Source organism: Gemmatimonas sp. (assembly GCF_044344655.1).
Lineage (GTDB): Bacteria > Gemmatimonadota > Gemmatimonadetes > Gemmatimonadales > Gemmatimonadaceae > Gemmatimonas.
This window is the reverse complement of sequence record NZ_JBIJCN010000010.1, coordinates 53,849-67,723: the sequence shown is the minus strand read 5'-3', so window position 1 is coordinate 67,723 and position 13,875 is coordinate 53,849. Positions and strand designations below refer to the sequence as shown.

Below are 13,875 nucleotides of genomic sequence, written 5' to 3'. Positions count from 1 at the left end.
TGTGGCCCTCCCCCGGGGGGGGGGCGGGGGTGGGGGGGGCGGGGGGGGGGGGGGGGGGGGGGGGGGGGGGGGGGGGGGGGGGGGGGGGGTGGGGGGTGGCGCTAAACGTCTGGGCCGGGGCCATGACGCCCACTGCAACCACGACCTTTCGCGCCGCCCCCCCGACCCCGACAGGCCAGCGCAGCGCCGCCCCCACGACCCACCCTCAGGCTGCAGTGAGCCCCCGACCCGAGCAGCAACTCCGACCGTGGGACGACCCAGACCGTCGTGGCAGTGCTCTGACCGTCGTGGCAGTGCTCCGACCGTCGTGGCCGTACCAAGACTCAGACCCCGACCCCGACCAGCGGAATGCCGACCAGCGCGTTCCCCATTGCGCAGACCTCCCCTCCGCATGTATACTCCGACAGAGGCTTTGAGAACCATTCTCAACTAGATCCGTGCGCTCGGTTTCCCTTCCTACGCTCCAATCCGCTGACACTGCGTCGCGCACCACGTGCGCGTTGAACGCCTGTCGCGCCGGAACCCGCGCCACCGTCGTCGACATCGAATGCTCGGGCGACGAGGCCTGCCGCCTCCGCGCACTCGGCCTCTGTGAAGGCACCGCGGTCAACATCATCGACGCCCGCGACTCCATGCTTCTCGAAGTGCGTGGCACACGCCTCGCCTTGGGCTCCGCGCTGACGGCCGGGATCACCGTGCAGCCCGTGGCCGCCCGCGCCTGACGGCGCCTGCTGCCCTCGATGTCGCCTCCCCGGCGACATCTCCCGGAACGCCGTGACGACCCCCCCGCCAACACCCCCCGACCGCACGCCAACCGCAGCGGCCGAACCGGGCGCCGGATCGGCTGGGGCCACGCAGGATGCCCTGCGCGTCGCCATCATCGGGAACCCCAATACCGGCAAGACCACGCTTTTCAATGCCCTCACCGGGCTCCGCCAGCGCGTAGGCAACTTCGCCGGCGTCACCGTCGAGCGCGTCGAAGGCGGCTTCCGCGGCCCTGATGGCCGTCGCATCACCGTGCTCGACCTTCCGGGCAGCTACTCGCTCTCAGCGGGCTCCCCCGATGAGCGCGTCGCGCTCGACGTCCTGCTCAACCGTGATGGCGGCCACTGGACGCCCGACGTGGTGCTCGTGGTCGTCGACGCCGTGCACCTCGAGCGCAATCTCTTCCTCGCCGGGCAGATCATCGAGCTCGGCCTGCCGGTGGTGATCGCGCTCAATCAGTTCGATGTGGCGCAGGCCGAGGGGATCACCATCGACGTCCCCGAGCTCATTCACGAGCTGGGCGTACCGATCGTGCCCACCGTCGCCAAGCGCGGGGAGGGGCTCGACCCACTCAAACGGGCGCTCCTCACGGCCACCACATTGCCGGTCCCCTCGCGCAAGTTCGTGCTCCCGCCGGCCGTGCAGCAGGCCCTCGCGCCCGTGCACGCTTGCCTCGTGGCCGGTGGCTTCTCGCACAGCGCGGCAGGAATGGAAGCGCTGCGGCTGCTCGGCGGCAATCGCACCGAACCACATCTGGTCGACGTTCCCCAGCTCGCCGAGCGCGTGCAGGAGGCGGCGGCATCCCTCAAAGCGCAGGGGTTCAGCCCATCGCGGCTCGAGAGCGAGGTGCGCTACGCGTGGATTGCGCAGGTCATCGAGCGTACCACGTCGCGGCCGCGCGCGATCAAGCGGAACCTCAGCGATCGCATCGATCGCGTGGTGCTGCACCGCGTATTCGGCCCGCTCATCTTCCTGGTGCTCATGGCGGTCGTCTTCCAGGCCGTCTTCTCGTGGGCGGCCCCGCTGATGGACGGGATCGAGGGGCTCATCGCCACCATGGGTGGCGCCGTGGGCGACCGCATGACCGATGGAGACCTCAAGTCACTCGTGGTCGACGGCGTGTTCGGCGGCGTGGGCTCGGTGCTGGTGTTTCTGCCGCAGATCGCGATTCTCTTCGCCTTCATCACGCTCCTGGAGCACTCGGGCTACATGGCGCGCGCCGCGTTCCTCATGGACCGCATCATGCGCACCGTCGGGCTGCACGGCAAAAGCTTCATCCCCATGCTGTCGGGGTACGCCTGCGCCGTCCCGGGTGTCATGGCCACCCGCACCATCGAAGACCCCAAGGACCGCCTCGCCACCATCATGGTAGTGCCGCTCATGAGCTGCTCGGCGCGTCTGCCGGTCTACACGCTGCTCATCGGTGCCTTCGTGCCCGCCACGTCGCTCTTCCCCGGGCTCACCATGCAGGGTGCCACGATGCTCGGCATGTACCTGTTGGGAACGGTGGCCGCGCTGGCGGTGGCGGCGATCTTCAAGCGCACGCTGCTCAAGGGCCCCGTGCGCCCCATGATCCTCGAGCTGCCACCCTATCGCTGGCCAAGCCCGTGGTCGCTGCTCGTGAGCGTGGCGCAGCGCTGTCAGCTGTTTCTGCGACGCGCGGGAACGGTGATCCTCGCACTGAGCATCGTGCTGTGGGCACTGGCCACGTATCCCAAGACCCCCGTCGACAACGCGCTCCCTGAGGAGATACAGCAGGAGCAACAGCTCGAACATTCGATCCTCGGCCAGACCGGCCGCGCGATCGAACCCCTCGTGCGTCCTCTGGGGTACGACTGGAAGATCGGCGTGTCGATCGCCGCCTCCTTTGCCGCACGCGAGGTATTCGTGTCCACCATGGGCACCATCTACGGCGTGGGCAGCGAAAACGAAGCCGCGCTCACCGAAAAGCTCGTCGCCGAAACCAACCCGGTGACCGGCAAGAAGGTGTACACACCGCTCATTGCCATCGGCCTGATGGTGTTCTACGTGTTCGCGCTCATGTGCATCAGCACCATCGCTGTGACGGTGCGCGAAGCTGGCGGCGGTGCGTTGGGATGGAAGTGGGCCACGATCCAGTTCGCCTACATGCTTGCTCTTGCCTACGGTGCCGCGTGGGTGGTGTACGCCGGCGGCACGGCCCTCGGATGGGGAGGCTGATATGACCCCCGATGTGTTGGCGGTGCTGCTGATCGTCGGCACGGCGGTAGCCTACGTGGGCCGCAAAGTGTGGCTCGCCGTGGCGGCCGCGAAGAAGCCGAAGAGCGGGTGCGGTAGCGATTGCGGGTGCGGACACTAGCGGCAACGGCACCGGCCCAACGGCGGGAGCGGGCGACGGCGGGAGCCTGAACGGCGGGCGCTGCCCTCTCAGCTCTCCCCCACGATCTCCGCAATTCCCGCCCATCCCTCGTCCGCCTTTTCGAACACCGTGCGTGCCGCGTGCACCCAGCGTCGCCAGTCGGCGAAGCGGCGCGCCGCGTGACCCGTACGTACCGCGTCGCCGGCGAGGCGAAGATGGTCGAGCGCACCAAACATCGGCCGAGCCTCGTCCTCGATCGCGGCCTCGAGGGCACGCTGCTCGGCGCTGTCGCCTGGGGCGAGGCTGGTGGAGATGCGTCCGGCCGCCTCGAGCATGGCCGGCTGCAGCGCGGCCCCGTCGAGGAGCTGCACCTGACGCTGCGGATCGCTCACGCCGTGCACGGCACGGCGAGCGGCAAGCAGCGGCGCAAACCAGCGGTCATGCGCCGCATGCAACGGGCTGACCACACCGGCGACAACGGCTCCGTGGTGTCGTACCGCTCCCAGATGACGCAGACCCCGCGTGAGTTCAGGCATGCGACAGGCACGCTCGGTCACCGCCATCGCGAGCGCGTGCACTGACTCGTCGGCCGTGAGTTCCAGCAGGTCGCCATCAGGGAGATACACCGTGCACGATGTCGCACCCGTGCCGATACCGTCGATGCCATCGAGTGCCAACCGCCACGCCGCAGCGTGGGGCCATTCGAGCACCAGGGCCCCGTCGTCGAGCGACACGCGCGCCACCGCATCGAGGCGGCGCCCGCGCACGAGTCCCGCCACGCGCACCGCGAGCGGCGCACTCACGCGACGATCGCCTCCACGACGGCGTCAGTCTCCACGAGCGTCTCGAACACCGCCGCCGGGCCGTGGGCCGCCAGATCGTCCACGCTGTAGCGCCCAGTGGCCACGCCGATCGCCCGCACGTTGAGCGACCGTCCGCAATGAATGTCCGCCGGGGTGTCGCCGATGATCACCATGCGTTCGCCCGGTACGTCGCGCCCGAGCAACGCACGGGCGCGCTGCTGCGCTACGGCCGGCAGCATGGGGCGCTGCTCATGATCGCTGCCGAACGCGTTGACCTTGAACTGCTCCCACGCCAGCTGCACCGCGTCGATCTTCTGTCGCGCGCCCGCTTCGATGTTGCCGGTCAGCAATCCGAGCGTCACGTCGTCGTGCGCGCGGAGGCGCTCGAGCAGCGGCGGAATCCCCGCCAGCAGTATCGCCTGCTCCGCACCACTCGCCAGCTCACGCGCCAACCGTTCGCTGTAGATCGCGAACACGTCGAGCATGCGACGGTCGATCTCGTCGTCGCTCACACCGGCCCAGCGCATCTGCTCACGCGTGATCTGCCGGTCCGTCTTGCCGTCGTAGCGATACGCAGGATCTCCATGCGCGCCGTGAACCGTGAACAGCGCATGTTCCATGGCCCGTCGGCCCGCCCCATCCGTGCGCAGCAGCGTCCCGTCGATGTCGAACAACACGAGCTTCACGCCGCTTCCTCCAAGGCTTCGGGAGCAGGGCGCACTTTGGCCGTACGCGATACGAGCAACCCCGCCATGATGAACCCCGCGCCCAACAGCTGCCAGCCCGTGGGCTGCTCGTGCAGCATGATCCACGCGACGACGATCGCGATGATCGGCTGCAGGTTGCCGTACATCGCCGTCTTCGTGGGGCCAAGCACACGCACCCCGCGATAGAACAGCATGTACCCGAGGACCATTGCCCCGAGTGCGGAGTAGAGCACCGCCCCCCATCCGGTGAGGCTCACCGCGCCCCAGTCGAGGCGCAGCATGTCCGGGAGCCCTACGAGCCCCATCATCAGCGCGCCGCTCAGCAGCGTGATCGCTGAGAGGTGCAACGCCGTCGCGCGCTGCGTGAAGGGCTGCAGGAGTACGCTGTAGACCGCCCACGCCATGCTGCCGGACGCAATCAGCACCGCCCCCAGAAGCCCCTCGTCCCCGCCGTCGAAGCCCTGGGTGCTGCCCACCACGCACAACACGCCCACGAGCTGCAGGCCGATGCCGGCCCACCCCAGACGCGACACACGCTCGCGCCCCAGCAGGCGGGAGACGATGGCAATCCAGGCGGGACCGGCCGCCACGATCAGCGCGGCCACGCCGGCACGGGTGCGCGCCATGCCGGAGATGAAGAGCAGCTGATAGAAGCCGTTGCCCAACAGGCCGAGCGCGAGCAGGCGTCCCACGTCGTGCCGGTTGGGCCAGCGCGCCTCTCGCAGAAGGAGCGCGATGACGAAGAGCACCACCGCGGCGAGCAGCATCCGCACCCCGGTGAACGACAAGGGCGTCATGGCCTGCAACCCGGCCTTCACCACACTGTAATTCACCCCCCAGATCGTCGCCATCAGCACCAGACCGGCGTCGGTCGCGCCGACCCCCTGGTGCGTGGCCGCGGACGGCGAGGCGTCGGGCCCGGGGGCAGTCGAGCGGGCGGCGGAGGACGTCGAAGACATCTCGTAACTTAGTGGTTTATCTTCCCGTGATGCATGTCTCCTTTGCGCTCTTCGCGGACGCCGCGAACATCTCCCAGGAAGGGAAGCTCAACATCCTCGGCGTGTTCGACGCCGTGCACGTGGGGCAACTCCCGGCCTTGCACCCCCGCACGACGTTCGTGCTGCGTCTCAAGGCCCAGCCGCAGGACGCGGGCGTGCATCCGCTGCAACTGCGCTGGATCAACCCGCGCGGCGCGGAGCTCTGGAGTTCGCAGGCCGAACTCGACATCGCGCAGGGGCCAGCCAACATGGGTGAACTCGACATGCCCGTGATCGTGCAGCTCGACCTGCCCCTCGACGTCGTCGGCGACTATCGCATGACCGTCACGGTCGCGGGCAAGGAGACCACCGCGTGCACACTCCACGTCCACGGCAACGCGGCCGCCCCCATGGTCCCGCCTCCGCCCGCCGGGATGGTCAGCTGACGGAGCCCCAGGCGCGGCGCCCGGAGGCCATGCGCCCGGAGGCAACGCGCCAGACCACCGCGCCCGCTTACAGTGCCCCCTTACAGCGCCCGGTGTACGCCCGTGCACTGGGCCCGCAGCCTCGCCACGTACGCGTCGGTCGCGTCGAGTCGCTCCACCGCCGTGCCACCGCGCAGCAGCGCACTGTGCACCATGCGTCCGTCACCCGTCGCGATCCCCACGTGGGTGATGCGGCGGTCGTCGCGATCGGAGAAGAACAGCAGGTCTGCCGGCGCGTGCGCTGCCGTGGCGTCAGCCGCCACGGCACGGGTGGCGTCGGCCTGCTGCCAGGCATCGCGCGGCAGCGTCACGCCATGCAGGGCGAACACCCGCTGCACCAGCCCTGAGCAGTCCACGCCCCACGGCGTCACACCACCCCAGAGGTAGCTCGTGCCGCTGAAGAGGACGAGGGCGCTGTCCACGATCGCATCCGCCTGACGCGGGAAGCGCGTGGCCCGCTCGTCGGCGGCGATCGCCTGCCCGCTCACGACCTCCATGCCCGGCGCCAGATGCGCGCCGAGGGGCAAGGCCCGCTCCGCGCCCGCGGCGTCGCGCACGGTGCACCCCAGCGACAGCGGCCACCGCGTCTCCGTACCGACGCACGGCGTGAGGTAGCCCACGTGCAGCCACCCCTCATAGTCGTCACGACCTCGCACACGCAGCCAGTCGCCGCGTCCGTCCACCAACTGCACCACATCACCGTGCACCAGCTGTGACGTGACCGACGAGGAAATCCGCGCCTCACTCAACAGCGGCGCGACGGCGGATCGCACGGTGAAGCGGTCAGCCGTGGAGAGGGTGAGATGAGACATGACGGAAAGCTACCACGAGGGACGGCAGGAGCGGGAACGACGGGATCCGTTGCCGTCTCCCGCCACGCACCGCCCCGCGCTCAGAACGTCCAGAAGCGGAAGAAGTCGATGCCGATCTGCGGCGGCGTCTGCTGGAAGGTGCGGCTCACGCCCAGCCGCCCGCACGCCTGCGCGCTGGACCCCGGCTCCACGCCGGCGGCCAACGACAGTCCCCCGTCGAAGCGCCGCTCCACCTTCACACCGAGCCCCTGGGCGAAGAGCGACAGGGCATCGCCGCTACCGCTCTGCGGCGCCAGACCACACAGACCGGTGCTGAGGGTGAGATACGTGTTGCGCGCCACCTGCCCGCCCACCCCCACGCGGGTAGACGCGAGGATCCCCAACCCGTTCTGGCGCAGGTTCGCGGCATCACCCGGGTTGAGCGCCGTGGGCTCCACCTGCACCACGTCGAAACGGCCGCCAGCAAGGCGGCTCGACAAGTAGGAGCCCGCCAACCGCAGCGCCAGCGTGGCCCCTTGCTCGGCGTACGTGCTCCCCAGCACCGTGTACGCCGGCTCCCCTGTGACCAGGTAGCTCAGCATGTCGCTCTCGGGAAGCGGCGGATTGTCGGCACTGGTGAGCGCCAGCGTGGGCTGGTTCACCGTGCCCCCGATGTTCACGCGAATGCGCACGTTCTGCTGGTTTGAGTTCGCGCGCGTCTCGCGTACGGTATGCAGCGCCGCGATGTCGAGCGTGGGCGCCAGATCGGGATCGCCGAAGAAGCGCACCAGTCCGCGCTCCACCTCGAAGGTGGGGCGGGCGAGACCGAGATTCAGCTGATAGGTACCGCGTTCCACGGTGAGCGAGTCCGCGAGCGCGAGGCGGGCGCCACTGCCGTCGCGGGAGACCGAACGCGTCACGCGCAGCTGCCCGCCCAACTTGAGGTTTGCCTCAGGGGAGCGCAGCCACACGTCGTCGCCGATCCCCACCCGTACGTTGTCGAGTTGCAGGTTCTGCATCAGCCGGCTCGGTGCACTGGGCAGCAAGGCATTCATCCCCAGCCGCGCCGTGTCGACCAGATCGAGATTGTCGCTCAGGTCGAGCGCGCGGCGCTGAGTGAGCTGGCTGATGTACACGCGCCCCCGGTCCACCTGAACCGCCCCCCGCAATCGCGCGGCCTCGCTGCTGCCGGTAAGCGAGATGGGCGTGGTGGTCGTGAGCGCCAGCGACGCCGTGCGCGCCTTGTCGACCGCCAGGAAGTTGTTGGCCGCCAGACGCAGGTCGAACGTGGGGCGGGCAATCTCGGTGATGCCGATCACCCCCGAGCCCCCCAGCGTGTCAGTGGGCGCCCCACTCACCGCCCCGAAGCGGCGGATCAGGACACTGTCACCGGCCAACGCGATGTCGGCGGTGGCACGCTCGAGACGGATGCCGAGCTTCTCGAGCGACAGGGCCGCGCTGTCGATGCGGAGCAGACCGCGCAGGCGCGGACGATCCCAGCTACCAGTGAGCTCCACCGTGCTCTCGAGCGTGCCCCGTGCGCGAGAGATGTCGGGGAAGAGTGACTCGAGGAGCGACAGATCGGTGCGGTCGGCCACAATGCGCCCGGTGAGCGGCTCGTCGATCGTGCGCGTGCCGCGCGCCGCGAGCGCCAGATCGAGAGGCAGCGACACGGTCGCCTGCACCGCCGTCGCGCCCTGTACCCGCAGCGCGCCCTCCACGCCGAGACGCAACGAGTCGTACTGCGCGCGCGCAAAGAGCTCGCCGAACCGGATGCGTCCCACCATGGCATCGCGCAGGCTCACCGTGCCGTCCATGCGCGGCCGCTCGCGCGTACCGCTGATCAGGGCCTGCGCCGTGGCCGTTCCTCCGCTCAACGTGCTGCGGCGCAGCAAACGCCCCAGATCGCCCAGCGGCACGCGATCGGCGTCGAAGGTGCCGCGCACCGTGCCCGCCTGCGCCACCTGCCCCCGCAGCGCGAGCCGTCCGGTATCGGTGTGTTGCAGGACGAGCGAATCGAGGCTGGCCTGTCCGTCCGGAAGCAGTTGCAGCGTGGCGGGCCCGGCGAGCAGGAACCCGCGCGGCCGAACCGCCCCACTATCCACCCGCACAACGAGCGAGTCGATCAACACGGCGGTGGAGTCGCCCCGACGCGACACTCCGCCGCTCAAGGCAATGCGCGACTCCGATGGCGTGCGCAGGGAGAAGCCGAAGCGCTCGGCCAGTCCGTTGCGCAGCGTGCTCGTGGCAGCAGCCGACGCCACATCGATACCCGCGAGGTAGGCCGAATCGGCATAGGCCGTGAGGCGTCCGTTTCCGCCCCGCAACACATCGCTCACCTGGAGATCGAATGACGCGCGCAAGGAGCGCGAACTCGCTACGACCAGATCACGCAGGTCGGCGCGCAGCGACAGGTCCATACCACGCGTATCGAGCGTATCGATGCTCCCCATCAGCGCGCCCGCGACTTCCACGGTACCGCGGAGCGTATCCGCAGGGAGAATGAAGGAACGCGTCGCGGGATCACTTGACGATAGCCAGGGGCGCAGGCCACCCAGCGAGTCCACCACGAAGGAGAAGCGCAGCGAATCGCGCTTGTGCTGATCGAGCCCCAGCCCACCGCGCGCGGTGAGACGCACCGCGGAGCTTTCGACGGTCATCGTGTCGATGCGCACCGTGCCACTGTCGAACACGATCGCGGCGGCGCCGCCGAAGACGCGCGCATCGGCAACCCGAGAGAACTGGTCGATGGTGGCGCGCAGCGGTCCCTTGAAGCTGTTGTTCATGAACACGCCCTTCGCATCGACCGACCCGAGCAGGTCCACCGTGCCGGTCATGTTCAGCGTGCTGGGAGGCAAGGCACTGGTGCCGAAGAGGGCCTGCAGGTTGCCGCCGCGCACGCGCCATGTCCCCGCCGCACCCATGACCGGCTCCAGTGCGTCGGCCACGCCGGTGAAGCTCAACTCACCGCCTTCACCCGACAGCGTGGTCTGGAGGTCGAACTTGTCGGCCATCCCCTTCGCCCGGATGCGTCCCACCGCCGACCCGCGCAACGGCATATTGGGATACGAGTTGGACAGCGTGGTGTACGACAGGGGCAACGCCTCGAGATCCACGTCGAACAGCACCCCCTCCGTGACGAGGGTGTAGCGCCCAGCCCCGGTGAAACGCGACGGTTGCCCGGGCCCATCCACCAGTTCCACATCGGCACCGCGGAAGCGGGCGTCGTACCAGAGCGAGTCGAGGCGCACGCGGCCGCGCGCAAACCCGTTGAGCTCCGCGAAGAGCGGATTCACATGGCGCGGCGTACGGAAATCCAGATAGTCGATCTGGAGGTCCACGCCCTTGAGAATGGCTTCGGCCGGCTGGAAGATGTTGAGCATACCGGTGGCCCGTGCCCGCGACACCGCGCCGGGGACATGCTCGTCGGCGAATGACACGCGCGCGGCATCGAGCTTCCAGTCCGTCACGAAACCGCCGCGAGCGACCACCGTGCCGCGCACGTCCCCCCTCCAGTCGTACGGAAACGGCTCGCCGTTGAACCACTTCAGCAGATCCGTGTGCGCCGGCTCGAGATCGAGATTCACGTCGGTCAGGCGCGTAACGAACCCACCCACCCCCCACGTCATGTTGCCGCGGATGCGTGACCGGAGCGATCGCGCATCCATGTTGGTGATCGCGTAGTCGATGATGCTCAGGTTGGCGGGATCGTTCCGCATGCGCAGGAATGCCGTGCCACCCCCCGTATGCGGCACGGTGGGGCTGATCCACGCGAGATCACTGAGCGCCACGGTGTCGAGGTGCAAGCGCACATCGTAGCGCACGGGGAGGTTGCCGCCCCACACGATCTTTGCCTCGCCGCGCGCCTTGCTCCCGGGCAGCGCGAAGTCGGCGTTGTCCACCCACAGGGAATCACCGAGCCGACGGAAGTCCCCCTTGAGGTCCTTGAACCAGAAGGGGGGATACACCCACATCACGTCGAGACGGCGCACCGGGAACACCATCCCCGCACTGTCCGGATGCGCGAGCCGGGTGCGCCCGAGCGCCATGTTGCCGCGCACGAAGCGGTACACGCGCACGGTCCGTCCGTCGTCCTGCCGCACTTCGCCGTCGAGGCGCGTGAGGTTGAACGTGAGCGCGCTGTCACGCTTGGCGCCCTTCAGCGAATCCGCCAGCTGCCACGGCAGCCGCATCACGAATGTCGCCTCGTGCAGCGACGTGGTGTCGATCACGATGTACTTGCCGAACCGGCTCGTGCTCGGCGTCTTCTTCTTGCTGCGGTTGCGCTGCAGCGCGCGCCGCCAGTTCCAGTCGTCCTGCCCGTAGTCCACGAGGGTGATCACTGGACGCGTCACGTCCAGTGACCGGATCACGATGCGCGCGTCGAGCAGGTCACGCGGCTCGTACGTGAGCTTGATGGGACCGGTGGTGAGGAACGGCGTGCCATCGGGTGCGCGCAAATCCACGCTATCGATGGTGATGTCGCGAAAGAGGTTGCCGCCCACGGCGCCCACGTACAGCCGACCCGGCACCGCGGCCCGCGCCAGCGGCAGGACGGTGCGCAGGATCAGGGCGCGCCCACCGCGCGTTTGCGTGAGCGCCACGAGGCCACCCACGATCCCCGCCAGCAGTAGCAGCAGCACGGCTGCCGTGCCCAGCACGATGGTGCGACGCCGAGGGGCCATCAGAACGCCTGCCCGATCCAGATGCTCGGATTGAGGCGCCCGAACAATCCGGTGCGACGCGACGGGCGATAGGACCCGGGGCAGCTGCCGCTCGCCTGGAAAGGCGGCTGACCGCTTACGTCCGATGCGGCGACGACCAGCGTGTTGCCTGGGCTCACGCAGTAGAGCGGCGCCACGCCACCCTGCAGCGGCGCGTTGAAGTACGCCGCGCCGGCGGGGAGCGCGTACGGGTTGTAGCCGAAGTCAATACGGATCGCGCCGAACGGTGACGCCACGCGCACCCCAAGGCCCGGCGTGATCTTCACGAGCGGCCCATCGGCACGCAGGTCAGCGCCACGCTGCGACGCCTCCCCGCGGTTCCAGAGGCGCCCGCCGTCCACGAAGGCGGCAAGCTGCAGCAGCCGGGGGAGCAACGGGCTCGCCCATTGCGCCTCGAGATTCCCCACCACCAGCGTATTGCCGCCGGTGGGGACCACGCGTTCGGCCACGCTGCGCTCGTCGGCGCGATAGTACGTGATGCCATTCACCACGTCGGTGGTGTATCCGCTCACGATGTAGACCGCGGGGCCCAACTCGTTCTGGCGGAAGCCACGCACCGTGGTCGGCCCCCCCGCGTACAATCGCTCCTGCGGCGGAATGAAGTTGCCCACCCCGTTGCCGCTCCCCTGCCCCTGCACCATCCCGGCGCGCAGGTGGGCGGTGAGGGTGGCCCCCGCAATCCGGCGATACCACGAGACGTCACCCGTCGCGCGGTTGAACTGCTGCGTGCGGTCGGAACCGATCCACGTGCTGGCGTGCCGCACGGAAGCCCGCACGATCGTGCCCCCGGTGGGACGCAGTGGATCGTTGAGCCGCTCCCGCGAGATGGAGTATTCCAGGGCAGCGAGGCGGTTGTTGCGCTGCAGGAAACTGCGCAGCTCCGCATCGCAGGCGTTGAATACCGCACAGAAGAACGCCGGCTCCGCCTCGGTGCGTCCGAGCTCCAACTGATAACTGAGGGAGCTTGGCGTGCGCGGCGAGGGGCGGAGCGCGAAGGGGTCCGACAAGGAAATCACACCGCCGATCGGCGTGCGCCGGAGATACGCCTTGTACTCCGACAGCGTGGAGCTGAACACCGTGAGCGACGGCACCCGGGCCTGGTCGGCGCGTACCGGCTGCCGCAACGTCATCGACGTGTAGTAGTTGAGCGTGCGGCTGTATGGATCGCTGCGCGCCTGTCCCTGGCAGAAGTCACTCGCGCCGTCGAGGGGCGCACCGAGACCGATCTTGCTGACGCGCGCCGTGAGTTCGAGACGTTGGGCGAACGGCAGAAAGTCGCGATCGGTGAGTGTGCCCTGGGCACGGAAGCAGTCGAGTGTGGCCCACCCCACTCCACCGCGTGCCGCGTAACGGTCACTCTCCAGAAGCCGCGCCGTGAGGTTCACGATCGTGTCGCCGGGCGGCTGGAGGCTGTCGGGCCGCAGCTCCACACGCTGAAAGGCGTCGGTCTGGTAGAGATTGCGCTGGGCGTCGATGATCTGCCGCACCGAATACCAAGCGCCGGAGCGCAGCGCCATGGTGCGACGGATGGTCGCATCGGATACATGCCGCGGCCCGCTGCTCGTGTCCACCTCGAGTGCGATGCGCCCCACGCGCGCCCGCGCACCGGGCACCACGGTCACTTCCACATCGGCGGTGCGCTGCCGAGTGTTGGTGGTGTAGGCCAGCAGCGCCTCCGCCTGTGGCCACCCTAGATTGCGGAGGCGCCGCACAAGCGTATCGCGGCCCGCCTCGAGCGCACTGCGATCGAAGAGACCGCCCACCCGCAGGGGGAAGTCGCGCGTGGCATCGGTGATCTGCGCATCGCGATCGGCGCCCCGCAGCGCGAACGCCGACACGCGCATCGGCTCCCCCTCGCGGACGGTGAACGTGATGTCGATCACCATGGGCTTCACCGTCGTGACGGTGGTGTCCACCTGCACATCGGGATAGCCGCGACGACGGTAGAGCGTCTCCAGGCGTTGCACGTCACGCGCGAACTCCACCGGATCGAGACAGCGACGGGTGCCAAGGAGCGGCACACCGGGCATGGTGGACGGGGTCGTGGCCACTGTCGCCGCGAGGACCGATGCAGGATATTCGCGATTGCCGGCGAAGCGGAGCGCCCGCACCTCACGATCACCACGGTCACAGGAGAGATCCTGCGCGGCGAGCGGAGCGGCGGCCAGCAGCACACCGTACGCAACGGCGGCAGAGAGGAGATGGAGGAATAATCGCACGTTCTATAGCCTACAAAGCTCAACCAGCACGCCCACCCCGTCAACCACGTCATGCGCCTCGCTTCG

At 68.9% G+C, this 13,875-nt stretch carries 10 protein-coding genes; 4 read left to right on the top strand and 6 right to left on the bottom strand.

Going from position 1 to position 13,875, the window contains the following annotated elements; translation table 11 throughout:
• The first annotated feature begins 437 nt into the window (after positions 1-437).
• Genes ACIQ51_RS05040 through ACIQ51_RS05030 form a run of 3 tightly spaced genes read left to right on the top strand, consistent with a single transcriptional unit; the run spans position 438 to position 3,103 of the window.
• On the top strand, positions 438-722 hold the full coding sequence (locus tag ACIQ51_RS05040) for a ferrous iron transport protein A (RefSeq protein ID WP_396203921.1): 285 nt from the start codon (positions 438-440) through the stop codon (positions 720-722).
• 52 nt (positions 723-774) lie between these two features.
• Entirely contained in the window at positions 775-2,964 is a 2,190-nt protein-coding gene (gene feoB / locus ACIQ51_RS05035; protein ID WP_396203920.1) for a ferrous iron transport protein B, read from the top strand.
• Between the two features lies 1 nt (position 2,965).
• The gene (locus tag ACIQ51_RS05030) at positions 2,966-3,103 is read left to right on the top strand and encodes a hypothetical protein (protein ID WP_396203919.1); all 138 of its coding nucleotides are present in this window, start codon (positions 2,966-2,968) and stop codon (positions 3,101-3,103) included.
• Between the two features lie 68 nt (positions 3,104-3,171).
• On the opposite strand, the gene ACIQ51_RS05025 is transcribed toward ACIQ51_RS05030, so the two are convergent.
• The 3 genes from ACIQ51_RS05025 to ACIQ51_RS05015 are packed head-to-tail and all read right to left on the bottom strand — an operon-like array spanning position 3,172 to position 5,572.
• Entirely contained in the window at positions 3,172-3,906 is a 735-nt protein-coding gene (locus ACIQ51_RS05025; RefSeq protein ID WP_396203918.1) for a hypothetical protein, read from the bottom strand.
• The gene (locus ACIQ51_RS05020; RefSeq protein ID WP_396203917.1) at positions 3,903-4,592 is read right to left on the bottom strand and encodes an HAD family hydrolase; all 690 of its coding nucleotides are present in this window, start codon (positions 4,590-4,592) and stop codon (positions 3,903-3,905) included. Before ACIQ51_RS05020 ends, ACIQ51_RS05025 begins: the two co-directional genes overlap by 4 nt.
• Positions 4,589-5,572: a DMT family transporter gene (locus ACIQ51_RS05015; RefSeq protein ID WP_396203916.1), complete on the bottom strand. Its 984-nt coding sequence runs from the start codon at positions 5,570-5,572 to the stop codon at positions 4,589-4,591. Before ACIQ51_RS05015 ends, ACIQ51_RS05020 begins: the two co-directional genes overlap by 4 nt.
• A 29-nt stretch (positions 5,573-5,601) precedes the next feature.
• Between ACIQ51_RS05015 and ACIQ51_RS05010 the strand changes: the two genes are divergently transcribed.
• Entirely contained in the window at positions 5,602-6,036 is a 435-nt protein-coding gene (locus ACIQ51_RS05010) for a DUF6941 family protein (RefSeq protein WP_396203915.1), read from the top strand.
• Between the two features lie 80 nt (positions 6,037-6,116).
• On the opposite strand, the gene ACIQ51_RS05005 is transcribed toward ACIQ51_RS05010, so the two are convergent.
• The 3 genes from ACIQ51_RS05005 to ACIQ51_RS04995 all read right to left on the bottom strand — a co-directional run bounded on the left by ACIQ51_RS05005 (position 6,117) and on the right by ACIQ51_RS04995 (position 13,809).
• Positions 6,117-6,887, bottom strand: a complete 771-nt coding sequence (locus tag ACIQ51_RS05005) for an NlpC/P60 family protein (protein ID WP_396203913.1) — start codon at positions 6,885-6,887, stop codon at positions 6,117-6,119.
• 80 nt (positions 6,888-6,967) lie between these two features.
• Positions 6,968-11,551, bottom strand: coding sequence for a translocation/assembly module TamB domain-containing protein (locus ACIQ51_RS05000; RefSeq protein WP_396203912.1), 4,584 nt, complete (start codon positions 11,549-11,551; stop codon positions 6,968-6,970).
• Positions 11,551-13,809: an outer membrane protein assembly factor gene (locus tag ACIQ51_RS04995; RefSeq protein WP_396203911.1), complete on the bottom strand. Its 2,259-nt coding sequence runs from the start codon at positions 13,807-13,809 to the stop codon at positions 11,551-11,553. Before ACIQ51_RS04995 ends, ACIQ51_RS05000 begins: the two co-directional genes overlap by 1 nt.
• Positions 13,810-13,875 lie beyond the last annotated feature (66 nt).